Raw genomic sequence first — 24,745 nt, forward strand, 5'->3', positions numbered from 1 at the left:
CCCGATGACTTCCACGACTCCACGGCGGATCGCCGTGGTGGGCTCCGGCGTTGCCGGACTCACCGCGGCCTACCTCGCCTCCCGTCCCGCGGCCGGCGCCCAGGTCACGGTGCTGGAGGCCGACGACCGGCTCGGCGGCCACGCCGACACGCACACCGTCACCGACCCGACCGGGCGGGAGCTGCGCATCGACAGCGGGTTCATCGTCCACAACCGGCGCACCTACCCGGTGCTGATCCGGATCCTCGACGAGCTCGGGGTGCCGACCCAGGCCTCCGAGATGTCGATGTCGACCAGCGACGAGGTCACCGGCCTGGAGTGGGCCGGTGCGCTCGGGCGGCGCGGACTGTTCCCCGCCGGCGCGGGCAACCACCGCAACCCGGTGTACCTGCGGATGCTGGCGGAGGTCCCCCGCTTCCACCGGGCGGCGCGGAGGCTGCTGGACGCACCGGACGGGAACGACCTCACCACGCTGGCCGCGTTCCTCGACCACCACGGCTTCTCGCCGTACTTCCGCCGGCACTTCATGGAGCCGCTCGTCGCGGCCGTGTGGTCCTGCGACCCGGACACGGCGCTGGACTACCCGGCCGCCTACCTCTTCGCGTTCCTGCACCACCACGGCATGCTCGCGGTCTTCGGCTCCCCGCCGTGGCGCACCGTGACCGGCGGCTCGGCCACCTACGTCGCCGCCGTCGCCGCGGCGCTCGAGGCGTCGGGCGGCCGGATCCGCACCTCGAGTCCGGTGCTCGCCGTCGTGGAGACCGAGAGCGGCGTCGAGATCACCACGCCCGGGGGCCGGGACACGTACGACGCGGTCGTGGTCGCCACCCACCCCGACCAGGCGCTCGGGATGCTCGCGGCGCCGACCCGGGAGCAGAAGGAGGTGCTCGACGCGATCCCGTACTCGAGCAACACGGCCCTGCTGCACACGGACACCCGGCTGCTGCCGCACGCCCGCGACGCCTGGGCATCGTGGAACTTCCGCCGCCCGCGGGTCGCCCAGGACCGGGTGCAGGTCACCTACGACCTGACCCGGCTGCAGCGGCTGCCCACCGACACCCACTACCTGGTCACCCTGGGCGGCGAGGACGCCGTCGACCCCGACCAGGTGCTCGTCCGGCGGGAGTACGCCCACCCGCTCTACACGCCGGAGTCCGTGGCCGCCCAGGCCCGGCTGCCGGAGATCGACACCGACCGGATCGTCTTCGCCGGCGCCTACCACGGCTGGGGCTTCCACGAGGACGGCGCGCGCTCGGGCCAGCGCGCGGTCGAGCGGCTGCTGGGGCCGAGCTCGTCGAGTGGCCCACGACCGAGGAACGAGGTCGTGGGCGTATCGAGACGCGGTGAGGCGTCTCGATACGCCGCCTCCGCTCGTTCCTCGCTCCGACGGCTACTCGACGAACAAGGACCAGCCGGCTGCTCGACGGCCTCGGGGCCCGGCGCCACGACGTACGCCACGACGCTGGTGCACCGCCGCCGCGAGCCGCTGCGCAACACCTTCACCCACCGCTCCCACCTGAGCGTCGTCGACCTCGACCGGGTCGCGGCCGACGGGACGGTCGCCGGCGTGCCCGGCCGGTTCCTGGGGCGCGACCACTTCGGCGGCGACACCCCCTCCGTGCGCGAGGGCCTGGACCGGTTCCTGGCCGCGCACGACATCGACCTGCGGGGCGGTCGGGTCCTGACGGCCACGCAGCCGCGTGCCTTCGGGCACTGCTTCAACCCGATCACGGTCCACTGGTGCTGGGCCGCGGGCGAGGAGCGCGGCCGCCCCGCAGCCACGGTCGTCGAGGTGCACAACACCTACGGCGGCCGGCACGCCTACCTGCTCGACCCGGGGCGCACCAGCGCGGACGGACGCTACGTCGTCGACAAGGCGATGTACGTCTCGCCCTTCCACGGCACCGACGGCCACTACGAGGTGCTCGCGCCGCCGCCCGACCCGGCGACCGGCCGGCTCCAGCTGGCGGTCCGCCTCGTCACCGACGACGGCGCCCGGTTCGACGCGACGCTGACCGGCACCCCCACGGCGCCGCCCCGGCTGCCCCTCGCCGGCCTGCGTGGCGCGGCCCTGATCCGCACGCACGGCGTCGCGCTGTGGGCGCGCCGTCTCCCCGTCCAGCCCCGACCGCGCCACCACTCCCCCGAAGGAGAGCCCCGATGACGCTCACGGCCACCCCCACCACGTCCTGGCCCGACCTCGCGCCGGTTCCCGAGGGCGGGCTCTCCGCCCGCATCGCGGAGCGGCTGTTCCGCTCGGCGGTCGCCCGCCGCCACGTCACCGTGCGGCTGCACCACCCCGACGGCACGATGGAGCAGATCGGGCTCGGCGGCCCCGCCGTCGTCGTGCACCGCCCCGCCGAGCTGTTCGCCCGGATCGGCCGGGACAAGCTGATCGGGTTCGGCGAGGCCTACCTGACCGGGGCCTGGGCCGAGGACGGCGTCCCCGGCGACGGGGTCCTCGGGGAGTTCCTCACCGTGCTCGCCGCCGACCTGACCGACCTGGTCCCGCGCAGCCTGCAGCGCCTGCGGACCGTCGTCTCCCCGCGCCTGCCCCGCAGCCACCGCGGCACCCGCGAGAACACCCAGGCCAACGTGGCCCACCACTACGACCTGTCCAACGACCTGTTCGCCGCCTTCCTCGACCCGACCCTGTCGTACTCCAGTGCGCTCTTCGAGGACCTGGCGACGGCGCTGACCGAGGACTTCGCCACCGCCCAGCACCGCAAGATCGACCGGCTGCTCGACCGCGCCGGCGTGGGCCCCGGCACCCGGCTGCTGGAGATCGGCACCGGCTGGGGCGAGCTCGCGATCCGGGCCGCCGCGCGCGGCGCGACCGTCCGCACCCTGACCCTCTCCGTCGAGCAGCAGGACCTGGCCCGCCAGCGGATCGCGACAGCGGGGTACGCCGACCGGGTGCGAGTCGACCTGTGCGACTACCGGGTGCTGTTCGACGAGCCCGCCGGGGCGTACGACGCCGTGGTCTCGGTCGAGATGGTCGAGGCCGTGGGCCGCGAGTTCTGGCCGGCGTACTTCCGCACGCTCGACCACGCGCTGGCGCCGGGCGGCCGGGTCGCGATCCAGGCGATCACGCTCCCCCACGACCGGATGCTCGCCACCGGCTCGACGCACACCTTCATCACCAAGTACATCTTCCCCGGCGGGGCGCTGCCGTCGGTCCGCGCGATCGACCAGGTGACGGGCCGGCACACCCGGCTCCGGATCGTCGACGACCTCGCCCTGGGACGGCACTACGCGGCCACCCTCCACCGCTGGGACCGCGCCTTCCTCGCCGCCCACGACCGGGTCGCGGACCTCGGCTTCGACGCGACCTTCGTGCGGATGTGGCACTTCTACCTGGAGTACTGCCGCGCCGGCTTCGCCGCCGACTACATCGACGTGCACCAGCTCGTCCTGGCCCGGGAGGACGCGCGATGAGCGCCGCCGTCGCCACCGAGCTGGCCGACGCGCTGCGGCCGTTCGTCGGTGGCGACCTCCCCGTTCGCCTGGTCGCCTGGGACGGTACGGCGGCCGGCCCGGCCGACGCGCCGGTGGTCGAGCTCCGCTCGCCCGACGCGCTGCGCCGGCTGCTGTGGCATCCCGGCGAGCTCGGGGCCGCGCAGGCGTACGTGACCGGCGAGCTCGACGTCCCAGGTGACCTGGATGCCGCGCTGACCCACGCGTTCGCCGTCGCCACCGACCGGTCGCTGCCCCGGAGGCCGTCGCTGCGCGCCCTCGCGCGGGCGGTGCGGACGGCGGCGGGGCTCGACGTCCTCGGACGCCCGCCGGCCGCGCCCGCGACCCAGGCCCGGATCCGCGGCCGACTGCACAGCAAGGACCGCGACCGGCGGTCCATCAGCCACCACTACGACACCACCGCCGACTTCTACTCGCTGATCCTCGACGAGCGGACCATGGCGTACTCGTGCGGCTACCACTCCTCGCCCGAGCAGCCGCTGGCCGACGCGCAGGAGGCCAAGCTGGACCTGGTCTGCCGCAAGCTGGGCCTGGAGCCGGGGATGCGGCTGCTCGACGTCGGCTGCGGCTGGGGCTCGCTGTCCCTGCACGCCGCCGAGCACTACGGCGCGCACGTCGTCGGGGTGACGCTCTCCGCCGAGCAACGCCGGTACGCCGAGGCCGCGGCGCGACGCCGAGGGGTGGCCGACCGGGTCGAGATCCGGCTGTGCGACTACCGCGACGCCGTCCCGCTCCCGGGCGCCGAGCACGACGCCGTCGCGTCGCTCGAGATGGGCGAGCACGTCGGCGAGCGGAACTACCCGACGTACGCCCGGGTCCTGCACGACGCGGTCAAGCCGGGCGGACGGGTGCTGGTGCAGCAGATGTCGCGCGCCGCCCACCATCCCGGCGGCGGACCGTTCATCGAGTCGTTCATCGCGCCGGACATGCACATGAGGCCGGTCGGTGCGACCATCGGCCTGCTCGAGGAGGCCGGGCTGGAGCTGCGGGGCGTGGAGGCGCTGCGCGAGCACTACGTGATGACCGTCGCCGGATGGCTCCAGCGGTTCGAGGAGAACCTCGACGCGATCACCGCGCTGGTCGGCGAGGAGCTGGTCCGGGTCTGGCGGCTCTACCTCGTCGGCGGCTCGATGGCCTTCCGCGACGGACGGATGGGTGTCGACCAGCTCCTGCTGCGCAGGCCGGCGCGATGACGCAGGTCGTCGTCAGCATCGCCCTGTCCGTGGCCGCCGCGGCCGTGGTGATGGCCGTGACCGCGCTCGTCGCCCGGCGCCAGGGCCGCGTGGCCGTCGTCGACGTGGCCTGGGGGGTCGCGTTCGCCGGCGCCGCGGTCGCGTCGGGTGCGGGGGCGGCGGCCGGGGACGCGGGCTCGGGCCCGCGGACCTGGCTGCTGGTGGCGCTCGTCGTGCTGTGGGGCGGCCGGCTCGCGTGGCACATCGGACGCCGGACGGCACAGCACCGTGACGAGGACCCGCGCTACGAGAAGCTGCTCGGCGGCACCCTCGCCGAGGTCGGGATGGCCCGGGCCGTGCGGAAGGTGTTCGCCCTGCAGGGCGCGATCGTCCCGGTCATCGCGCTGCCCGTCTCGGTCGGCGTGGCGCGCGAGGTGCGCTGGTGGCCGCTGGTCGCCCTGGGCGCCGTCGTGTGGGGGGTCGGGCTGTTCTTCGAGGCGGTGGGCGACGCCCAGCTGGCGTCGTACCGCTCCCGGCCACGCGACCAGCGCCCGCCCGTCCTCGACACGGGGCTGTGGGCGTGGACCCGGCACCCGAACTACTTCGGCGACGCGTGCGTGTGGTGGGGCCTGTGGCTCGCCGGGGGGCTCGCCTCGGGCTGGGTCGCGGGGCTGGCCACGCTCGTCGCTCCGCTCGCCATGACCTGGTTCCTCAGCGAGGCGACGGGCGCCCGCCTGCTGGAGCAGACGATGATGCAACGCCCCGGCTACCCGGCGTACGCCGCCCGGACCTCGCGCTTCGTGCCCCGACCGCCACGACGCGGACGCCACGTCGTCTCCTAGGGTTTCGTCCGTGAGCGATGAGCAGGAGTACCTGCGGCTGGCGTCGGCCGACAACTTCCGCGACGTGGCCGGTAGCGGCTACGCGACGGTGGACGGCGGGAAGGTCCGCACCGGCGTCTTCTACCGCTCCAACGACCTGCGCCTCAGCGAGGTCGACTCGGCGGCGCTGCACGCGATCGGGCTGAACGCGGTCATCGACCTGCGCTCCCCCACCGAGATCGCCCTGCACCCCGACCCCGAGGTCCCCGGGGCGGAGAACCTGCACTTCGACGCCATCGGCATCTCGATGGACCGCCTCTCCGGCCTGACCGATCGGGCCGAGGCGGTCGCGCTGATGGACGAGGTCTACCGGGGCTTCGTCGTCGAGCAGCGCTGCCGCACGGCGTTCGGCGGGGTGCTCCGCCAGCTCGCCACCGGCGGACCGCAACTCTTCCACTGCTCGCAGGGCAAGGACCGCACCGGCTGGGTCGCCGCGCTCCTGCTGCACGTCGCCGGCGTCGACGACCCGACGATCGAGAGCGACTACCTGCTCACCAACGCGCGCAGCGCGGCCAGCCGCGCCCGGGTCGCGACCGAGATCGAGAAGCACGGCGGCCCCGACCTGGTCGCCGTCTACGAGCCGACCCTCGTCGTCGACGTCGAGTACCTCGGCGCCGCCTGGGCCGCCGTCGAGGAGCACTACGGCGACCGGTCGACGTACCTGCGCGACGGGCTGGACCTCGACGAGGACACCCTGACCCGGCTGCGCGGGCTGCTGCGCGACTCCTGAGGCGGGCCGGCCGCGGCGGGGGTGTCCGCCGGGCCGGGCCGCCCGCGTCAGCCGAGCCGCTCGCGCTCCGCGGCGATGGTGGTGTCCTCGCCGTGCCCGGTGTGCACGACGGTGTCGCCGGGCAGGTCGAACAGCTTGGCCCGGATCGACGCCTCCAGGGTGGGCCGGTCGCTGTAGGAGCGCCCGGTCGCGCCGGGTCCACCGTGGAACAGGGTGTCGCCGGTGAAGACGCAGCCCAGGTCGGGCGCGTACAGGCACACCGCACCGGGCGCGTGGCCCGGGGTGTGGAGCACCTGCAGCGTCGTACCCCCGACCTCGAGGGTCTGGCCGTCGGCCAGGTCCAGGTCCCACAGGTACTGGGTGTGGGTGAGCTCCCACAGCGGCTTGTCGTCGGGGTGGAGCAGGATCGGCGCGACCACCTTCTCCCGCAGCGCCGGCGCGACCCGGACGTGGTCGTCGTGGGCGTGGGTGCACACGATCGCCTTCACCCGCCGGTCCCCGACCACGGCCAGGATGTCCTCGACGGAGTGGGGGGCGTCGATGACGACGCACTCGGTGTCGTCGCCGACGACCCAGACGTTGTTGTCGACGTCGAAGGTCTCCCCGTCGAGCGAGAACGTGCCGGACGTGACGGCGTGGTCGACCCGAGCGGTCCCGGCAGCGCTCACAGGATGACCACCGAGCGGAGCACGTCGCCGTGGTGCATCTTGTCGAACGCGGCCTCGATGTCCTCGATCCCGATCTCCTCGGTCACGAACGCGTCCAGGTCGAGGCGCCCCTGCTGGTAGAGGTCGACCAGCATCGGGAAGTCGCGGCTCGGCAGGCAGTCGCCGTACCAGCTGGACTTCAGCGCGCCCCCTCGACCGAACACGTCGATCAGCGGGATCTCGGGGACCTTCATGTCCGGGGTCGGTACGCCGACCAGGACCACCGTGCCGGCCAGGTCGCGGGCGTAGAACGCCTGCTTCCACGTCTCCGGACGACCGACCGCCTCGACCACCACGTCGGCGCCCTCGGCGCCCTCGTAGGTCTGCGCGCAGATCCGCTTGATCTCCTCGACCGGGTCCACCTGGGAGGAGTCGACCGTGTGCGTCGCGCCCATCTCGACCGCCTTGGCGAGCTTCTTCGCGTCGATGTCGACCGCGATGATCGGGGAGGCACCCGCCAGCGCGGCACCCGCGATCGCCGCGACGCCGACGCCACCGCAGCCGATGACCGCGATCGACTTCCCGCGGCCCACGGCGCCGGTGTTGATGGCGGCGCCGATGCCGGCCATCACGCCGCAGCCGAGCAGGCCGACGGAGGCCGGACGGGCCTTCGGGTCGACCTTGGTGCACTGGCCGGCCGCGACGAGGGTCTTCTCGGCGAACGCGCCGATGCCCAGGGCCGGGGAGAGCTCGGTTCCGGCATCCTCGCCCTCGGCGAGCGTCATCTTCTGCGTCGCGTTGTGCGTGTTGAAGCAGTACTGGGGCTCGCCGCGCCTGCAGGCCCGGCACTCACCACACACCGCACGCCAGTTCAGCACCACGAAGTCACCGGGAGCCACCGACGTCACGTCCGGGCCGACCGCCTCGACGATGCCGGAGGCCTCGTGGCCCAGCAGGAACGGGAAGTCGTCGTTGATCCCGCCCTCGCGGTAGTGCAGGTCGGTGTGGCACACCCCGCAGGACTGGACCTTCACCACCGCCTCGCCCGGCCCCGGGTCCGGCACGTTGATCGTCACGACCTCCACCGGCGCCCCCTTGGCCCTGGCCACGACCGCCTTCACCTGCTGGCTCATCCGCTGCTGCTCCCTGCACTCGACGTCCGGGACTGCTCTGCCCCACCGCCCATCATGGCGGCTCGGCGGTGAGCCCGGCATCGCTTCCGATCGCGTCGACCCACCTGACCCGATCGGCAGCGATCACCTCCACGCAGTCCGGACAGGTCGTCGGGCTGCCGTCCCAGCCGCGCACCTGGAACAGGCGGGCCAGCTTGGCGGCGGTGCGGCACGGCCGTCCGAGCACCTGGCCGTAGCCCAGGCGCAGGGTGTCCGTGCCGTCGAGGGCCGCGTCGAGGTCGCGCTCGAGGTCGCGGTCACGCGCTGCCGGCGAGTCGTGGAACACCCGGCCGTCGAGCTCGACGATCTGGCGCCAGTGCGGCCGTCGGCCCCCGTGGACGACGTCGCGGAGCATCCGTCGGCCGTCGGGTCCCACGGCCGGGACCTGGCGCAGGCCGCGGGGCAGCCCGTGGGGGCGCTCGACCCTCGTCAGGTAGGCGTGCTCCAGCACCGAGCACGTGCCGTCCGCGACGTCGGCCAGGACGGCGACCACGAGGTCACGGCGAGCCAGACGGCTCATCATCCCCACCCGTCGCAGGAGGCGGTCGGCGTCGTACGCCGGCTGCCGCACGCGTCCGCGAGCAGAGCGATGGCGCGCAGCTCGTCGCGGGCCCGGTCGGCGAGCTCGATGATCGCGTCGTCGTACCGCTGTCGGGGCGGGCTCAGGTGCAGCTGGACCGATTCGTCGAACCGGCGCGAGATCCGCACCCGTACGCCCGGGAGCGGGGCGGGATGACGGCCGTTGCGGACCACCACCTCGATCGGCCCGTCGTCCGCGAGCATCCGTCGGCCGGGCCCCTCGTGCGCGCGGATCGCCGACCAGCCGCCGAGCGCGGCGGGCCAGCAGGCGAGCACGGCCGCCCACGCCCGCTGCCGCCAGGCGAGCGGCCCGGTGCGGTCGACGTAGACACCCGGGTGCACGGGGACCCGCGCGCGCCGACGCAGCATCCGTGCGATCTCGGGATGGGTGCACCCCGCGGCCAGTGCCTGGCGGCGGGCGACCACTCCGTCCTGCAGCCCGATCAGCCTCTCCAGCTCGTCCATGGCGCAGCGATCCCCCGGCTCCGGACCGCCCACACCTGACGACCCGCGGCCTGTGGACGGGAGCGGTGGAGAGGAGTCCGCAGGGACATCGCTTCCGATCGCGTCGACCCACGTGACGAGATCGGCAGCGGTCAGACGGGCGGCGGCAGGTTGACCGGCTGGGTGGGCTCCTCGGCCGCCTCGGGTCGGGGCGGCCGGCCGGGGATGTGCTGCTTGTGCACCTTCTCGGTGCGCGGGTCCAGGACGATCTCGTGGGAGTCGCCGTCGCGACCGTCGAAGCGGACCGCGACCGTCTGGAAGCCCTTGTGCCGCTGCATCTGGGCGTACATGGCGTAGGCGCGGCGGTCCGCCTCGGTGAGGTCGACGGAGTCGGTGAACGGCGTGAGGAGCGCGCGCGGCCACAGCCTGCGCGCGAGCACGACGTTGACCTCGATGCCGATGACGCCCATGACGGCGCCGATGTAGAGCAGACCCATCAGGCCGAGCACGAGGCCGAAGGTCTCGGTCATGCTGTTGCGGTCGGCGCTGGCGATGACGTTGGTGACGTACCAGGTACCGATCCACTGCAGGAACTGCCACAGCACCGCGACCGTGAAGCCACCGGGCGCGGCCCGGATCCCGCGGTCCCGGATCGCGCGGGCCGCCGCCATCCGCAGCAGGACCGTCATCATCAGGCCGAGGAGGACCAGGGACAGCAGGCGCACCAGCCAGTGGAACCACCCATGGGTGGACAGGTCGCCGACCAGCTTGGTCTCGGTGAGCACCGCCGAGCCGACGAAGACGGTGAAGATCGCGATGCCGGCCACTGCCAGGATGAACAGGCTGTTGACCCGGGTCATCACCGGGTGCGGTCGGCTGTTGCGCGGCACCGCCCAGGCAGCCGACTGGACGTTCTGCAGGGCCAGGCCGAGCCCGAGGGCGCCGTACAGCGCCGTCAACGATCCCGCGATGATGCCGCCAGCCGAGCCTTGGATTCCGTTGGGTCGGCCCAGCTCCGTACCGATGATCGGGAACTGCCCCAGCGCCGAGTCGAGGACCTGCTCCTGGAGCGCCGGGCGGCCGTCGAGGACGAAGCCGAGGATCGAGGTGCCGAGCAGCATGAGCGGGAAGATCGAGAGGAACGTGTAGAACGTCAGGATCGCCGCGAGGTAGTTGCCCTGGTCGTCGAAGAACTTGTAGATGACCGCGAGCGGGAAGCCGGCGGCGGGGCTGCGCCGCTGTGCCCGATCGATGTCTCCGACAAGTCCCACAGGCGCAACCTATGACATCGACCCACCGGGCCACGCGAGGGTCGCCCCTCGGGATGTTGGGCCGGCAGCACCCTCGCGAAGGACGCGATGGCCGGTGCGAGCCCGCAGCGACCTTCCCGAGATCCGCTCAGGGGTGCAGCGGCGGCATCCCGGTGCCGGCGGACTGCGCCGCGCCGGAGAGGAACGCCTCGACCGCCTCGGCTCCCGTGTGCCGCGGCTGCCAGTCGAGATCGGCGTGGGCCCGGTCCGTGGCGAGCACGGGTACGGCGAGCAGCGCGTCCGCGAGCGAGCCCGGCACCCCGACCAGGCGAGTCAGCCACCCGGCGTCGAACGCCCCGCTGACCAGCCGGTGCGGGACCTCCACGGTCGGCGCGCCCACGATCTCACCGAGCTCCTCGCGCCGCAGCACACCGGCGCCGGCGAGGTTGAACGCGCCGCTGACCGGTCGTTCGACGGCGGCGCGGACCGCGCCGGCGACGTCCTCGGCGTGGACGGCCTGCAGCCGCAGCCCCCGCGGGACGGGGAGCGCCGGGATCCGTCGCCGGTCGAGCATCCAGGGGCGCAGCAGGAGACCGCCGAAGATCCGGCGCTGCTCGCTGGCCGCCGAGCGCTGGAAGACGAAGGCCGGCCGCAGCCGGACGACCCGGATCCCGGCGACGGTCGCCTCGAACGCGTCGAGCACCCGCTCGTTGTAGGCCTTCTCCCGGCAGTACGCCGCCGACGAGGCCCCGTCGGTCTCCCAGGCCTCGTCGACCGGGTCGTCGTGGTCGGCCGGGGAGTACGCCGCGAGCGAGGAGGCGCAGACCAGGGCGGGGACCCGCTGCCGCCGTACCGCGGCCAGGAGGCGGCGGGTGCCCACCACGTTGGTCCGCCAGGTCTCCTCCGGGCGGTGGGTGGGCTGGAACTGCCACGCCAGGTGGACCACCGCGTCCGCACCCTCGAGGAGCGGGTCGAGGTCGTCGGTGCCGAGGTCGGCGGGCCGCCAGGTCACCGATGCCTCGGCGACCGCGCGGTCGGACAGCTCCGGTCGGCGCCGGGCGACGCCCACCGCGTGGTGCCGGCCCTCGGCGGTGAGCTCGCGCAGCGACGCGCTCCCGATGTTCCCGGACGCTCCGGTGACGACGACCTTCATGCCGCGATCCGCCGGCGCGCCGTGGTCAGGTGCAGCTCGGCCAGCTTCTCGAGCTGGTGCTCCGAGCGGGCGACCAAGCTGTCGAGCAGGGCGGCGTCCAGGCGGGGGTCGGCGTCGGCGACCGAGCGCAGGGCCTGCCACCCGGCACGCTTGCCGAACACCGCGATCCGCAGCGCCTCGATCTCGACCAGGTCGGTCAGCGGTGAGCGGGTGAGCAGCCGGCCGTTGGGCTTGAGCCGGCCCAGCTCCGCCCCGGCCTTCGCGGCGATCGTGCCGACCGTGCTCGGCCGGGCGCCGAGGTCGTGCATGACCCGGCGCAGGGTCTCCCGCTCCTGCTCGATCTCGTCGGCGAGCTGGCCGACTGCGGTCGCCACCTCGTCGATCCCGTGGGTGCGGGCCACCCGCTGGAACAGCGACACCCCCGCCGTCGAACCGACCCAGTGGTGCTGCAGGTATCCGTGGAGCACCTCGTCATCCATCCTCCGGGGGTACCCGCCCCGGAGCGCGGCAGACCTAGACGGGGTCCGGGCCCTCCTGCTGGCGCCGTTCCTCCTCGCGCTGCTCCCGCTGCGTGCGCTCGTACGCTCGACGCTGCTCCTCGGCGCGCTCGCGGATCTTGCGCAGGAACTCCTCGTCCTTCTCCGCGTCGGCGGCGGCGAACCGGCCGCGACGCTCGTACTCCGGGAAGCCCGGCGCCGCACCCTGCTGACGGGTCAGCGGCCGGTCGGTGACCGGTCGCCCGGCGATGAACCAGGCGATCGACCCGGCGAGCGGGAAGAAGAAGACGATGAGCAGCCACCAGGTCTTCGCGAGGTTGCGCACGCTGTCGTCGCGCGCCGTGATCACGTCGACCAGGCAGTAGATCCACAAGATGAGGACCAGGAGGGGCGGCAGCAGGCGCAGCATCCCGGCATTGTGCCCCACGGTGCGCGGAGGAAGGCCAGTTTCACCGGCCGGCCGGTGAAACTGTCGGGGGTTGGACGACAAAACTCTCACGCTTGGACGAGGAAGTTTCCTCGTCCAAGCGTGAGTTTCACCGGCCGGCCGGTGAATCTGTCTCCCCGCCTCAGTACGACTTCGGCAACCCCAACGAGTGCATGGCCACGAAGTTGAGGATCATCTCCCGGCTGACGGGGGCGATCCGGCCCAGGCGGGCGGCGACGAGCATGTTGCCGAGGCCGTACTCCTGGGTGAGGCCGTTGCCTCCGTGGGTGTGGACGGCGACGTCGGTGGCGTTGCAGGCGACCTCGCCGCCGGCGTACTTGGCCATGTTGGCGTACTCGCCGGCCGTGAAGTCGTCGCCGGCGTCGTAGAGCGCCGCGGCCTTCTGCCAGAGCAGACGGGCCTGCTCGAGCTCGATCTTGATCTTGGCCAGCGGGTGGGCGATGCCCTGGTGGGCGCCGATGGGCTGGTCCTTCCAGACCGAGCGCTCCTTGGCGTAGCCCACCGCCTTGTCGAGCGCGTAGCGGGCCAGGCCGCACGACATCGCCGCGCCCATGATCCGCTCGGGGTTGAGGCCGGCGAAGAGCTGCCACAGGCCGCCGTCCTCGTCGCCCACCAGCGCGTCGGCGGGGACCCGGACGTCGTCGAGGAACAGGGTGAACTGCTTCTCCGGCGCCTGCCACGACATCGGGATCGGCTGCTTGGTGAAGCCCTCGGCGTCGGTGGGTACGACGAACAGCGCCGGCTTGAGCTTGCCGGTCTTGGCGTCCTCGGTGCGGGAGACGATGAGCACCGACTGCGCCTCGTCGACCCCGGAGATGAACGTCTTCTGCCCCTTGAGCACCCACTCGTCGCCGTCGCGGGTGGCGGTGGTGGTGATCTGGTGGGAGTTGGAGCCGGCGTCGGCCTCGGTGATGCCGAAGGCCATCAGGTGCGAGCCGTCGGCGATGGCCGGCAGCCAGCGCTGCTTCTGCTCGGGTGTTCCGCAGCGGCTGATGATCGAGCCGCAGATGGCCGGCGAGACGACCATCATCAGCAGCGGGGCGCCGGCCGCGGCCGTCTCCTCGAGGACGGCGGCCAGGTCGGCCATGCCACCGCCACCACCGCCGTGCTCCTCGGGGATGTTGACGCCGAGGAAGCCGGTCTGGCCCATCTCGAGCCACATCTCGGTCATCTTGCCGCCCTCGCGGGCCTGCTTCTCGACGTACTCGCGGCCGTACTTGCCGGCGAGCTTCTTGACCGCCTCGCGCAGGGCGACGCGCTCCTCCGGCTCGGTGAACATGGTCTGGGTCATGCGTCCTCTCCTTCGGACTCGGCGGGTTCGACGACGGCGAGCACGACGCCCGCCTCGACCTGCTGGCCGGCGCTCGCCGACAGCTCGGTGACGGTGCCCGCATAGGGCGCCGCAATGGTGTGCTGCATCTTCATCGCCTCCATCACGAGGATGGGCTGGCCTTCCTGTACGACGTCGCCGACCGCCGCGCGGACCGCGATCACGCTGCCCGGCATGGGCGCGAGCAGCGAGCCCGCGGCCACCTGGGTGGACGGGTCCACGAAGCGCGGCTTGCGGCGCAGGGCCACGTGACCCAGCGACGACTCGACGTCCACCCGGTCGCCGTCCACGAACACCTGGAAGGTGCGCGCGACGCCGTCGACCTCGATCGTCACCCGGTCCGGTCCGGCCTCGGTGACCACGACGCACTCCAGGTCGGCGGAGCGGAACGAGCGGCCGCCGTACCAGCGCACGGCGATCTCGTCGTCGCCCGCCGCCCCGCGCAGGAAGGTGGTGACCTGCGGACCCGCGATGACGTTGCGCCATCCCGCGGGGATCCGCGCCTGCACCGGCCGGGAGACCCGGGCGGCCTCGGCGAGCGCGACCGCCGCCGCGAAGGCCGAGATCTCGGTCGTGCCCTCGCCACCGGGCGCGGCCGCGAGGGCGGTCAGGTCGGCGGTGTCGAGCCAGGTCGTGTGCATCTCGGCGGCGCTGAGCACCGGGTCGCGGAGCAGGTTGACCAGCAGGTCGCGGTTGGTGACCAGCCCGTGCAGCTCGGCCTTCGCGAGCGCGCCGGCGAGCTGGCGCAGGGCCTGCTCGCGGGTCGGCGCGTGCACGATCACCTTGGCGATCATCGCGTCGTAGAAGGTGCCGATCGCGTCGCCCGAGCCGACGCCCGAGTCGAGTCGGACCCCGTACGATGACGGCCCCTCGAACGAGCTCAGCACACCCGGCACCTCGAACCGGGCGATCCGCCCGCTCTGCGGCTGGTAGTCGTGGGCGGGGTCCTCGGCGTAGAGCCGGACCTCGACGGCGTGCCCGACGGGCTCCCCGACCGCGACGGCCGGCGAGCGACCCTCCGCGACCGCGATCTGCAGCGCGACCAGGTCGACGCCGTACACGGCCTCGGTGACGGGGTGCTCCACCTGGAGGCGGGTGTTCATCTCCAGGAAGTAGAAGCGGTCGCGGGCCGGGTCGTAGAGGAACTCGACGGTGCCGGCGCCGCGGTAGTCGATCGCCTCGGCGGCGGCCCGCGCGGCCTCGTGCAGCGCGGTCCGGGTCGCGGTGGGCAGGCCGGGGGCCGGCGCCTCCTCGATCACCTTCTGGTGGCGCCGCTGCACCGAGCAGTCGCGCTCGCCGAACACGATCGTGCCGTCCGGCGTGCCGAGCACCTGGACCTCGACATGGCGGCCGTTCTCGACGTACGGCTCGACGAAGACGGTGCCGTCCCCGAAGGCCGACTCCGCCTCGGAGGCGGCCTTCTCGATCTCGCCGGCCAGGGCGTCGAGCGTGCGGACGACCCGCATGCCGCGACCGCCGCCACCGGCACTCGCCTTGACCAGCAGCGGCAGGTCCGCGGCGCTCGCCGTGTCGGCCGTGAAGTTGCCGAGGACCGGCACGCCGGCCGCCTCCATCAGCTTCTTGGACTCGATCTTCGAGCCCATCTGCTCGATGGACGACGGGTCGGGGCCGACCCAGGTGAGCCCGGCCTCGGCGACCTGGCGGGCGAAGGCGGCGTTCTCGGAGAGGAAGCCGTAGCCGGGGTGGATCGCGTCGGCGCCGGCCTTGCGCGCGGCCGCGATGACGAGGTCGCCGCGCAGGTAGGTCTCGGCCGGCGTGTTCCCCGGCAGCCGTACGGCGGCGTCCGCGTCGCGCACGAACGGCATCCCCGCGTCGGCGTCGGAGTGCACGGCCACGGTCTCGATGCCGAGGTCGCGGCAGGTGCGGAACACCCGGCGGGCGATCTCGCCGCGGTTGGCGACCAGGATCCTTCGGATCAAAGGCACTTCGTGCCTCCCTTCAGACCAGCCCGCTGCAAACGCGAGCTTGCGAGTGTTTGCCCGACCAACCGCGAGCGAAGCGAGCCTGGTTGATCGGAATATCCAGTCAGTGCGGCGAAGCCGCTCGATGCCTTTCGGGCGAAGCCCGGTGCGGCGAAGCCGCTCACATGCGGAAGACGCCGAAGTTCATGGCGCCCTCGATCGGCTGGTTGTCGATGACGGACAGGCAGATGCCGAGGACCGTCCGGGTGTCGCGCGGGTCGATGACGCCGTCGTCGTAGACCATCCCGGACAGCACGTAGGGCAGCGACTGCTCCTCGATCTGCGCCTCGACCATCGCCTTGACGGCGGCGAAGCCCTCGGCGTCGAAGGGCTGGCCCTTCTTCTCCGCTGACTCCCGCGCCACGATCTCCAGCACCCCGGCGAGCTGGGCGGGTCCCATCACCGAGGACTTGGCGGAGGGCCAGGTGAACAGGAAGCGCGGGTCGTAGGCGCGCCCGTTCATGCCGTAGTTGCCGGCGCCGTACGACGCGCCCATGATCACCGTCAGGTGCGGCACCTTCGAGTTGGAGACCGCGTTGATCATCATCGCGCCGTGCTTGATGATGCCGCCCTGCTCGTACTCCGCGCCGACCATGTAGCCGGTCGTGTTGTGCAGGAACAGCAGCGGCGTGTCCTTCTGGTTGGCCAGCTGGATGAACTGGGCGGCCTTCTGGGCCTCCTCGCTCATGAGCACGCCGCGCGCGTTGGCGAGGATGCCGATCGGGTGGCCGTGCAGCTGGGCCCAGCCGACGCACAGCGCGGTGCCGTAGAGCGGCTTGAACTCGTCGAAGGCCACCTCGTTGCCCCCTCCGGCGGCGGAGCCTGGCGAGACCCCGTCGACGATGCGCAGGATCGCCTCGCGCGGGTCGAACGGCTCCTTGAGGTCGGTGGGGATCAGGTCGAGCAGGTCCTCGGGGTCGAGGTCGGGCTCGGCGTACGTCGTCGCGGGGACGGCGCCCTGCTTGCGCCAGTTGAGCCGGGCGACGGTACGACGGGCGAGCCGGATCGCGTCGTGCTCGTCGACCGCGAGGAAGTCGGACGAGCCGGAGATCCGCGAGTGCATCTCGGCGCCGCCGAGGGTCTCGTCGTCGGACTCCTCACCGGTCGCCATCTTCACCAGCGGCGGGCCGGCCAGGAAGACCTTGGCCTGCTCCTTGACCATGATCACGTAGTCGCTCATCCCGGGGACGTAGGCGCCGCCGGCGGTGGAGTTGCCGAACACCACCGAGATGGTGGGCTGCTTGCGGGCGCTGGCCCGGGTGAGGTCGCGGAAGCCGCGACCACCGGGGATGAAGATCTCCTTCTGGGTGGGGAGATCGGCGCCGCCGGACTCGGTGAGGTTGATGGTCGGCAGGAAGTTCTTCTCGGCGATCTCGGCGGCCCGGAAGTTCTTCCTCAGCGACCACGGGTTGAGGGCGCCGCCCTTCACCGTCGGGTCGTTGGCGACGATCATGCACTCGACGCCCTCGACGACGCCGATGCCGGTCACCAGCGAGGCGCCGACCGCGAAGTCGCTGCCCCAGCCCGCCAGCGGCATCAGCTCGAGGAACGCGGAGCCCTCGTCGACGAGCAGGTCGATCCGCTCGCGGGCGGTGAGCTTGCCGCGCTCCTGGTGGCGGGCGATGTACTTGCCGCCGGCCTCGACCGCCTTGGTCTGCTCGGCGTGCAGGTCGGCGAGCTTCGCCTCCATGGCGCTGCGCCGGGCCTGCTCGGGCGCCTCGGTGGTCGTCATGACTCGCTCACTCCCTCAAGCACCGCCTTCATCCTCTCCAGGGTCGTGCGCATGCCGCGCTCGTTGGTCCTGCCACGCAGCCGACCCAGGACCAGCCAGTAGCCGCGCATGTACCAGGCCGGCGTGAGCCGGAAGTACTCGGTCACCCTCGTGCCGCCGTTCTCCGGCGCCATCCGGTAGCCCCACGTGTTGAGGGGGTTGCCCTCGAGCCCGACGCCGAACTCGAACACCTCGTCAGGGACGCACGCCGTGACCGTGCAGGGCGTCCAGTAGACGGGGCCGACGCCGTTGCGCCGCACGTGGCCACGGAACCGGGCGCCGACCGCGGGCCCGGTGGCACCGTGGGTCCACTCCGCCTCGAAGGTCTCGGGCGAGAACTCACCGATCCGGGTGACGTCGCTGACCAGCGCCCACACCTCCTCGACCGGCGCCTTCATGTGCACGCTCACCTCGCCGCCGAGCGGCTTCACCAAGAACGACATCCAGCACCTGCTTTCCGGGGGGTGGTCACGCATATCCGAGGAGTCGGGCGGCCAGGTCGGTGAGGACCTCGGTCGCGCCACCGCCGATCGGGAGCAGCCGGGCGTCGCGGTAGTGCCGTTCCACCTCGGTGCCGTGCATGTAGCCGGCGCCGCCGTGCAGCTGCACGGCGATGTCGGAGACCGCGACCGCCGTGTCGACGGCGGTCTGCTTGGCCAGGCAGGCCTCGGCGATCACGTTCTCGCCGGCGACGTGGCGGGCCGCGACGTCGAGGGTGTAGGTGCGGGCGACCTCGACCTGGCGATGCATCTCGACCAGCTGGGACCGCACGACCTGGTTCTTGTTCAGCGGCTTGCCGAAGGTCTCGCGGTCGCGGGTGTACTGCGCCGCGAGGTCGAGGCAGCGCTTCGCGTGGCCGTAGCCCATCAGGGCGAGGAAGATCCGCTCCACGACGAACTGCTGGGCGATGTAGTAGAAGCCGTGGTTCTCCTGCCCCACCAGGTTCTCCACCGGGACCCGCACGTCGACGTACGACAGCTCGGCGGTGTCGGAGCAGTGCCAGCCCATCTTCCTCAGCGAGCGCTGGACGGTGAAGCCCGGCGTCCCCTTGTCGACGACGATGAGCGAGATGCCGGCGTGACCGGCCTCGCCGGTGCGGCACGCGGTGACGACGAAGTCGCCGCGGACCGCGGAGGTGATGAACGTCTTGGCACCGTTGATGACGTAGTGGTCGCCGTCGCGGACGGCCTTCGTGGTGATGCCGGCGACGTCGGAGCCGCCTCCCGGCTCGGTGATGCCGAGGCTGCCGATCTTCTCGCCGGCCAGGGTCGGGCGGACGTAGGTGTCGATGAGGTACGGCGAGCCGTTCTCCACCATGTGCGGGACCGAGATGCCGTGGGTGAACAGCGAGGCCATCAGGCCACCGGACGCGCCGGCCTCCATCAGCCCCTCCTGCAGGGCACACGCGTCGAGCAGGTCACCGCCCTCGCCGCCGACCGCCTCCGGGTAGCCGACGGCCAGCAGCCCCGCCTTGGCCGCGGCCTGGGTGAGGCTGCGCGGCAGCTCGCCGGCGTCCTCCCACTCCTGCAGGCCGGGCATGATCTCGCGGCGCGCGAACTCGGTCGCCGACTCCTTGAGCGCCTGGCGCTCCTCGCTCCATCTCATCCAAACCTCTTCTCGAAACTGGGGCCCTCCGGCGGGGCCCCCGCGGCGTTGTTGCGGGGGAGCGAAGCGGAGGAGCAAGAACGTCGTGGGGTGCCTAGACCAGGTCCTCCTGGATGTGGACGATCCGGCTGCGGACCCACTCGCCCAGGCCCTTGGCCTGCGGGTCGAACCGGGTGGACGCGGCGACCCCGTCGCCGAGCAGGCCGTGGATGACGACGTTGACGGCGCCCAGGTTGGGCAGCACGTAGACGTCGACGTCGAGGTCCTTCGCCTCGGGCACCAGCTCGCGGATCTTGCGGTCCTTGACCATCTTCGCGAGCCACTGGACGCGCGCCTCGTACTTGGGCGAGCCGTCGTGCTTGACCCACAGACCGAGGTTGGCGTTGCCGCCCTTGTCGCCGGAGCGGGCGTGCACGAACGTGCCCAGCGGCATCCGGCGGGTGATCGTGTCCGCCGGGGCGGGGTACGGCGAGGGCCGCTTGCCGAGCCCGGGGTCGAGCTCCGCGGGGTCGGCGAACGTGGTCGGGTCGGCGATCACCTCGCGGGTGCCGTCGTGGTGGACCACGGTGTGCTCGACCAGCTCCCGGTCGACGTACTCGGGGGTGTAGATGCCGAACGGGCTGGGCTTCTGCGGCGGCGCGGTCATGGTGAAGCCGGGGTAGCTCGCGAGGGCGAGCTCGACGGCGGGACCGGTGAACGGCTTGCCGAGCGGGCCGGCCTCGGGGTCCTTGCCGATGCACCGCAGGATGACCGAGGCGCCTTCCTCGGTGTCGGCGTCGCCGGTGCGGGCCGGGGCCTGGGTCCAGGTGACGTCTCGTGCCGTGAGCTGTCCGTCGAGCTGGCTGCGCAGCCACTCCGCCTTGGCGTCGACGTCGAGGCCGGTGAGCACGAACTCGACCTGGTTGCGGTAGCCGCCGAGCCGGTTGACCGCGACCTTGAGCCGCTCGGGCGGCGCGGTGCCGGTGACGCCGCTGATCTCGACCCGGTCGGGCCCCTGCTGGTGGAGGCGGATCGAGTCGAGCCGCGTCGTCACGTCGGGGTTGAGGTAGCGGGTGGTCTGGATCTCGTACAGCAGCTGGGCGGTGACGGTGTCGACGGTGACCGCACCGCCGGTGCCGGCGTGCTTGGTGATCACGCTGCTGCCGTCGGCGGCGACCTCGGCGATCGGGAAGCCCAGCGGGGTGGTCATGGGGGCGCCGGCCCGGAACAGGTCGGTGAACCCGGAGAAGTTGCCGCCGGTGGCCTGGGTGCCGCACTCGATGACGTGGCCCGCGACGACAGCGCCCGCGAGCTCGTCGTAGGACGTGGGGGTCCAGCCGTGGTGGGCGATCGCGGGACCGACGACGACGCTGGCGTCGGTCACGCGCCCGGTGACGACGATGTCGGCGCCACGGTTCAGGGCGGAGGCGATGCCGAACGCGCCGAGGTAGGCGTTGGCGGTCAGTGCCCCGTCGAACAGGTGGGCGGCGCGCAGGTCGTCGCCCTCGACGTGCGCCACCTTGGCGTCGAGCCCCAGGCCCGCCGCGAGCTCGCGGATCCGGGTGGCGAGTCCCGCGGGGTTGAGGCCGCCGGCGTTGCTGACGATCTTCACGCCCTTGTCGAGCGCGAGGCCGAGCGTGCCCTCCAGCTGCTTGAGGAAGGTCCGCGCGTAGCCGAGGTCGGCGTCGCGCAGGGTGTCCATGCCGAGGATGAGCATGGTCAGCTCGGCGAGGTAGTCGCCGGTGATGACGTCGACGTCGCCCCCCTCGAGCTGCTCGCGCAGCGCGGAGAGGCGGTCGCCGTAGAACCCGGAGCAGTTGGCGATCCGGATCGCGCCGGTGGTCGAGGCGCGAGGCGCGCCAGCGCCGGGCCTCGAGACCTCCGGCCCCGTCATGCCAGTTCTCCCTTCGACTCGCGCCCTCCGCCGGCGGGGCCGGCGAACGCCTGCGCGATGGTGAGCCACTTCTCGGCGTCGTCGCCGACGGCCTTCAGGTCGGTGTCGTCACGGTGCACCCGCTGGGTGACCAGCTGGCAGAAGTCGTACGCCGAGCCGGTGACGAGCTGGGCTGCGTCCGGCGGCCCCCAGGTCCACAGCTCGCCGCTCGGTGCGACCAGCTCGACCCGGTGCTCCTCGGTCGGCGCCTCGAGCCCGTTGTTGGCGTAGGAGAAGCTGCGGGTGCGCACGCCGATGTGGGCGACGTGGCGGATCCGGTCGGTGGCCGCGGGCCGCACGCCGATCGCGTCGTAGACGTCGAGGGCGTGGGCCCAGGTCTCCATGAACCGCGCGGTCGCCATCGACGTCGGCGCCATCGGCGGGCCGAACCACGGCATCTTCTGGCCCGCGGGGTAGGCGCGGAGCGCGTCGAGGAGCGCCGGGCGGGCGGCGTCCCAGCGGGCGAGCAGCGCGTCGGGCGCGAGCCCGCCGATCCGCACGGCTTCCTTGTCGACGAAGCCGGTCGGGTCTTCGATCGCGGTGAGGACCACGGCGTCCCAGGCCTGCTTGCCCTCCTCACTCAGCGCGCCGGCCGCGAGCACCGCGACCTCGTCGGTCCACAGCAGGTGGGCGATCGTCGTGGCGACGTCCCACCCCGCGGCAGGGGTGGGCGTGCGCCAGGCGTCGGCGTCGAGGGCGGCGACCGTGGTGCGCAGCTGGTCGCCCTCCGCGCTCAGGTCGGCGATCACGTCGTCGAGGACACTCATCGGTTGTCTCCCTCGCTGTCGGCCGGGCGGAGCGCTGTCTCCAGGGTGCGCGCCCACTCGGTGAGGATCCGGCGGCGACGAGGGGCGTCGTCGCCGAGCGTGTTGGCGAGGCCGAGGCCGCGCACCAGGTCGAGGGTCGCCTGGACCAGCTCGCGCGCGCCCGGCTGCGTCTCGTCGACGCCGAGCAGCTCGACGGTCAGCCGGTGCGTCTCGCGACCGACGCGCTGCTCGAGCGGCCCGACCGCGTCGTGCAGGCCGGGGTCGGTGCGCGCCGCGACCCACAGCTCGAGCGCGGCCGTGAACACCGGCGAGGCGAAGTGGTCGCCGAGCATCTGCACGACCGCCTCGGTGCGTCCCTTGCCCTTCGGCAACCGAGCCGCCGCGGCCTCGAGGTCGGAGCCGCGGATCGCGGTCAGGTGGCCGACCGCCGCGACGACGAGGTCGTTCTTGGTCGGGAAGTGGTGCAGCTGCGCACCGCGGCTGACCCCGGCCCGCTCCGAGACGAGCGTGGTCGTCGTCCCCCCGAAGCCCTTCTCGACCAGCAGCTCCACCGTCGCGTCCATCAACCGCTGCCGCATGGCGCGGGTGCGCTCCTCCTGCGGGATGCGGGTGGTCGCGGGCGTGGTCACGTCGCCAGCATGACCCGTCACTAACAAACAGTCAAGACTGACTTTAAGTTGGAGGACAGGGATCCGCCTCGACCCGCGCCGCCGGGTAACGTGCACGACAGACTCGGCCCCACGAAGGATCCCCATGCGCACCCGCCTCGCCGCCCAGACCGCTCTCACCTGCCTGATCGCCCTGGTCCTGACCAGCGCTCTCGTCGCGACCGCGCCGGCCGGCGGCGCAGCCTCGCGGCGGGTGGAGCCGCGCGACCTGCCGTCGCGCTCCGAGGTGGTCCACGCGCTCCCCGGCCTCAAGGGCATCCGCCTGGGCCAGGTCCCCGACCAGTCGGTCCGCCACTACGCCGGCGTCTGCTCGAGCTGGACCTGGACCGAGGCGCGGTCGGGGCAGGCCCGCTCGGGCGACGACATCTGGTCCCAGCGCGCGTTCGACGCCCAGGTCGTGCAGTTCCGGCGGAAGAGGGAGGCGCGGGCGGTGTTCGCCAGCTACCGGAGCTTCGTGCGCGACTGCGGCCAGCACTGGGCGGGCGTCGACACCACCGTCCAGCGGGAGCGGGTGCCCCGGCTCGGCGACCAGCGGATCGGCTACCGCACCACCCAGATCCCCGCGCCCGAGACGAACCGGGCGCCGCGCCACTTCTTCACCGTCGTGGTCCGCACGGGCAGGCGCCTGCTGCTGCTGAACGTCCAGCAGCCGGCGCCGACCCGCCGGGCGCAGATGGCGCGCCTGACCCGGGTCGCCGTCGACAAGATGGGCTGACGGGCTACCGCTCGCAGCCCTGCTCCACCTCGGCGGAACAGGAGTCCTTGCCGGGGCCACCGGCCGCGGTGTCGTACCCGCCCTTGCCGTTGACCACGTCGTTCCCGCCGCCGCCCCGGATCAGGTTGTCGAAGCCGTCACCGAGGAGCAGGTCGTCGTCCGGGGTGCCGCGGACCTGCTCGACGCCCGCGAGCGAGGTGCGCAGCCGCAGGCTGCCGACCGAGGTCTCCGCGGACGCGAGCCCGAGCGCGAGGTTGACGTAGACGCCGGACGTCGCGCCGGCGAGGTACCCCTCGTAGAACTCGACCAGGTCCGCGCCCCGGCCGCCGTCGAAGGACCCGGTCCCGATCGGCGCCCAGTACGTGTCGGCACCGCGGTCACCCCAGGCGGCGCCGACCCCGTGGAAGGTGTCGCTGCCGCGGCCGCCGCGCACCCGGGTCCGCACGTTGCCGCAGACCAGGTCGTCACCGCCGAGCCCGAGCACGACGTCGCTGCCCCTGCCGCGCCCGGCGACGATCACGTCCGGCCCGCGGGTGCCGACGATCCGGTCGCCGCGCCGCGAGGGGTCGACGATGGTGGCGCGCTTGCCCGCGCACGTCGGCCCCGCGGCCGCCGACGGGGCCGCCGACGGGGACGCCGGTGAGGGCGCCGCCCCCGCCAGGCCGACCCCGGCCGCCAGCAGCACGATCGCCGCGCCCGTTCCGATCCTCCGCATCCCAGCTCCCCTTCCGAGTCGGCGTCACCCTGTCACAGCCACGGGTGCGGAACACTGGCGCCCATGGCACAGACGATCCTGATCACCGGTGCGTCCAGCGGTCTGGGGGCCGAGATGGCGCGTCAGTTCGCCGACCGCGGCTACGACCTCGCGCTGGCGGCGCGGCGCACCGAACGGCTCGAGCAGCTCGCCGCGGAGATCCGTACGGCACACCCGGAGTGCCGCGTCGCGCTGCGGGCGCTCGACGTGACCGACCACGCCGCGGTGTTCCGGGTGTTCGGCGAGCTGCGCGACGAGCTCGGCCGGCTCGACCGGGTCGTCGTCAACGCCGGCCTCGGCAAGGGCGCGAAGCTCGGCACCGGCCGCTTCGAGGCCAACCTGGAGACCGCGATGACCAACTTCGTCGGCGCGCTCGCCCAGACCGAGGCGGCCATGGAGATCTTCCGCGCCCAGGAGGCCGGGCACCTCGTGATGGTGTCGTCGATGTCGGCGATGCGCGGGATGCCCTCGGCGATGACGACGTACGCCGCCACGAAGGCCGGTGTCGCGCACCTGGCCGAGGGCCTGCGCACCGAGCTGCACGGCACGAGGCTGCAGAAGAAGATCAAGGTGAGCGTGCTCTACCCGGGCTACATCCGCTCGGAGATGAACGACAAGGTCGCGCAGTCGACGCCGCTGATGGCGACGACCGAGAAGGGCGTGGCCGCCATGGTGGCGGCGATCGAGAAGGAGGTCGCCGACGCCTGCGTGCCGCCGCTGCCGTGGGCGGCGCTGGCGCCGGTGATGAGGCACGCCCCGCTCGGGGTGCTCAAGAAGCTGATCTGACCGGC

24 protein-coding genes are annotated in these 24,745 nt (G+C 72.8%); 7 read left to right on the plus strand and 17 right to left on the minus strand.

The window, feature by feature from the left end:
- The first annotated feature begins 4 nt into the window (after window positions 1-4).
- From KU893_RS17640 to KU893_RS17660, 5 genes are read left to right on the plus strand one after another with little or no spacing between them, the layout of a single operon-like run.
- A complete protein-coding gene (locus KU893_RS17640) occupies window positions 5-2,164 on the plus strand; it encodes an FAD-dependent oxidoreductase (protein ID WP_218235693.1) in 2,160 nt (719 codons plus the stop codon).
- Entirely contained in the window at window positions 2,161-3,438 is a 1,278-nt protein-coding gene (locus tag KU893_RS17645; protein WP_218235694.1) for a class I SAM-dependent methyltransferase, read from the plus strand. Before KU893_RS17640 ends, KU893_RS17645 begins: the two co-directional genes overlap by 4 nt.
- On the plus strand, window positions 3,435-4,670 hold the full coding sequence (locus tag KU893_RS17650) for an SAM-dependent methyltransferase (RefSeq protein WP_218235695.1): 1,236 nt from the start codon (window positions 3,435-3,437) through the stop codon (window positions 4,668-4,670). The genes KU893_RS17645 and KU893_RS17650 overlap by 4 nt, the downstream gene beginning before the upstream one ends.
- The gene (locus KU893_RS17655; protein ID WP_218235696.1) at window positions 4,667-5,491 is read left to right on the plus strand and encodes a DUF1295 domain-containing protein; all 825 of its coding nucleotides are present in this window, start codon (window positions 4,667-4,669) and stop codon (window positions 5,489-5,491) included. Before KU893_RS17650 ends, KU893_RS17655 begins: the two co-directional genes overlap by 4 nt.
- Before the next feature lie 10 nt (window positions 5,492-5,501).
- On the plus strand, window positions 5,502-6,260 hold the full coding sequence (locus KU893_RS17660) for a tyrosine-protein phosphatase (RefSeq protein ID WP_218235697.1): 759 nt from the start codon (window positions 5,502-5,504) through the stop codon (window positions 6,258-6,260).
- A gap of 47 nt (window positions 6,261-6,307) precedes the next feature.
- Here the strand turns inward: KU893_RS17660 and KU893_RS17665 are convergent, their stop codons facing one another.
- From KU893_RS17665 to KU893_RS17740, 16 genes are all read right to left on the minus strand, one after another.
- Window positions 6,308-6,928: an MBL fold metallo-hydrolase gene (locus KU893_RS17665; protein ID WP_218235698.1), complete on the minus strand. Its 621-nt coding sequence runs from the start codon at window positions 6,926-6,928 to the stop codon at window positions 6,308-6,310.
- Complete coding sequence (locus KU893_RS17670) at window positions 6,925-8,040, minus strand: S-(hydroxymethyl)mycothiol dehydrogenase (protein WP_218235699.1); 1,116 nt, start codon at window positions 8,038-8,040, stop codon at window positions 6,925-6,927. The genes KU893_RS17665 and KU893_RS17670 overlap by 4 nt, the downstream gene beginning before the upstream one ends.
- A gap of 52 nt (window positions 8,041-8,092) precedes the next feature.
- On the minus strand, window positions 8,093-8,599 hold the full coding sequence (locus KU893_RS17675) for a putative endonuclease domain-containing protein (protein WP_218235700.1): 507 nt from the start codon (window positions 8,597-8,599) through the stop codon (window positions 8,093-8,095).
- A complete protein-coding gene (locus KU893_RS17680; RefSeq protein ID WP_218235701.1) occupies window positions 8,599-9,123 on the minus strand; it encodes a hypothetical protein in 525 nt (174 codons plus the stop codon). Before KU893_RS17680 ends, KU893_RS17675 begins: the two co-directional genes overlap by 1 nt.
- Before the next feature lie 131 nt (window positions 9,124-9,254).
- Window positions 9,255-10,373, minus strand: coding sequence for a YihY/virulence factor BrkB family protein (locus KU893_RS17685; protein ID WP_218235702.1), 1,119 nt, complete (start codon window positions 10,371-10,373; stop codon window positions 9,255-9,257).
- Window positions 10,374-10,500: 127 nt separating this feature from the next.
- Window positions 10,501-11,505, minus strand: a complete 1,005-nt coding sequence (locus KU893_RS17690; protein ID WP_218235703.1) for an NAD-dependent epimerase/dehydratase family protein — start codon at window positions 11,503-11,505, stop codon at window positions 10,501-10,503.
- Window positions 11,502-11,984, minus strand: coding sequence for a hypothetical protein (locus tag KU893_RS17695; RefSeq protein WP_218235704.1), 483 nt, complete (start codon window positions 11,982-11,984; stop codon window positions 11,502-11,504). Before KU893_RS17695 ends, KU893_RS17690 begins: the two co-directional genes overlap by 4 nt.
- Before the next feature lie 34 nt (window positions 11,985-12,018).
- On the minus strand, window positions 12,019-12,411 hold the full coding sequence (locus KU893_RS17700; RefSeq protein ID WP_218235705.1) for a PLDc N-terminal domain-containing protein: 393 nt from the start codon (window positions 12,409-12,411) through the stop codon (window positions 12,019-12,021).
- Between the two features lie 160 nt (window positions 12,412-12,571).
- Window positions 12,572-13,741: an acyl-CoA dehydrogenase family protein gene (locus KU893_RS17705; protein ID WP_218235706.1), complete on the minus strand. Its 1,170-nt coding sequence runs from the start codon at window positions 13,739-13,741 to the stop codon at window positions 12,572-12,574.
- Window positions 13,738-15,726 carry an acetyl/propionyl/methylcrotonyl-CoA carboxylase subunit alpha gene (locus KU893_RS17710; protein WP_308167231.1) on the minus strand — a complete coding sequence of 663 codons (1,989 nt, stop codon included), beginning with the start codon at window positions 15,724-15,726 and terminating at the stop codon, window positions 13,738-13,740. Before KU893_RS17710 ends, KU893_RS17705 begins: the two co-directional genes overlap by 4 nt.
- Before the next feature lie 157 nt (window positions 15,727-15,883).
- Complete coding sequence (locus KU893_RS17715) at window positions 15,884-17,494, minus strand: acyl-CoA carboxylase subunit beta (RefSeq protein ID WP_246592805.1); 1,611 nt, start codon at window positions 17,492-17,494, stop codon at window positions 15,884-15,886.
- A complete protein-coding gene (locus KU893_RS17720) occupies window positions 17,491-17,976 on the minus strand; it encodes an SRPBCC family protein (protein WP_218235707.1) in 486 nt (161 codons plus the stop codon). Before KU893_RS17720 ends, KU893_RS17715 begins: the two co-directional genes overlap by 4 nt.
- Window positions 17,977-18,001: 25 nt before the next feature.
- A complete protein-coding gene (locus KU893_RS17725; protein ID WP_218235708.1) occupies window positions 18,002-19,138 on the minus strand; it encodes an acyl-CoA dehydrogenase family protein in 1,137 nt (378 codons plus the stop codon).
- A gap of 94 nt (window positions 19,139-19,232) precedes the next feature.
- Complete coding sequence (locus tag KU893_RS17730) at window positions 19,233-21,011, minus strand: acyclic terpene utilization AtuA family protein (protein WP_218235709.1); 1,779 nt, start codon at window positions 21,009-21,011, stop codon at window positions 19,233-19,235.
- Complete coding sequence (locus KU893_RS17735; RefSeq protein WP_218235710.1) at window positions 21,008-21,817, minus strand: TIGR03084 family metal-binding protein; 810 nt, start codon at window positions 21,815-21,817, stop codon at window positions 21,008-21,010. The genes KU893_RS17730 and KU893_RS17735 overlap by 4 nt, the downstream gene beginning before the upstream one ends.
- Window positions 21,814-22,446: a TetR/AcrR family transcriptional regulator gene (locus KU893_RS17740; RefSeq protein WP_308167232.1), complete on the minus strand. Its 633-nt coding sequence runs from the start codon at window positions 22,444-22,446 to the stop codon at window positions 21,814-21,816. Before KU893_RS17740 ends, KU893_RS17735 begins: the two co-directional genes overlap by 4 nt.
- 124 nt (window positions 22,447-22,570) lie before the next feature.
- Here KU893_RS17740 and KU893_RS17745 point away from each other — a divergent pair, with 124 nt between their 5' ends.
- Complete coding sequence (locus KU893_RS17745) at window positions 22,571-23,200, plus strand: hypothetical protein (protein WP_218235711.1); 630 nt, start codon at window positions 22,571-22,573, stop codon at window positions 23,198-23,200.
- 4 nt (window positions 23,201-23,204) lie between these two features.
- On the opposite strand, the gene KU893_RS17750 is transcribed toward KU893_RS17745, so the two are convergent.
- Window positions 23,205-23,915, minus strand: a complete 711-nt coding sequence (locus KU893_RS17750; RefSeq protein WP_218235712.1) for a hypothetical protein — start codon at window positions 23,913-23,915, stop codon at window positions 23,205-23,207.
- Between the two features lie 63 nt (window positions 23,916-23,978).
- Here KU893_RS17750 and KU893_RS17755 point away from each other — a divergent pair, with 63 nt between their 5' ends.
- Window positions 23,979-24,740, plus strand: a complete 762-nt coding sequence (locus tag KU893_RS17755) for an SDR family oxidoreductase (RefSeq protein ID WP_218235713.1) — start codon at window positions 23,979-23,981, stop codon at window positions 24,738-24,740.
- The last annotated feature ends 5 nt before the right edge of the window (window positions 24,741-24,745 follow it).

The organism is Nocardioides daeguensis, assembly GCF_019192965.1.
In the GTDB taxonomy this organism is placed as follows: domain Bacteria; phylum Actinomycetota; class Actinomycetes; order Propionibacteriales; family Nocardioidaceae; genus Nocardioides; species Nocardioides daeguensis.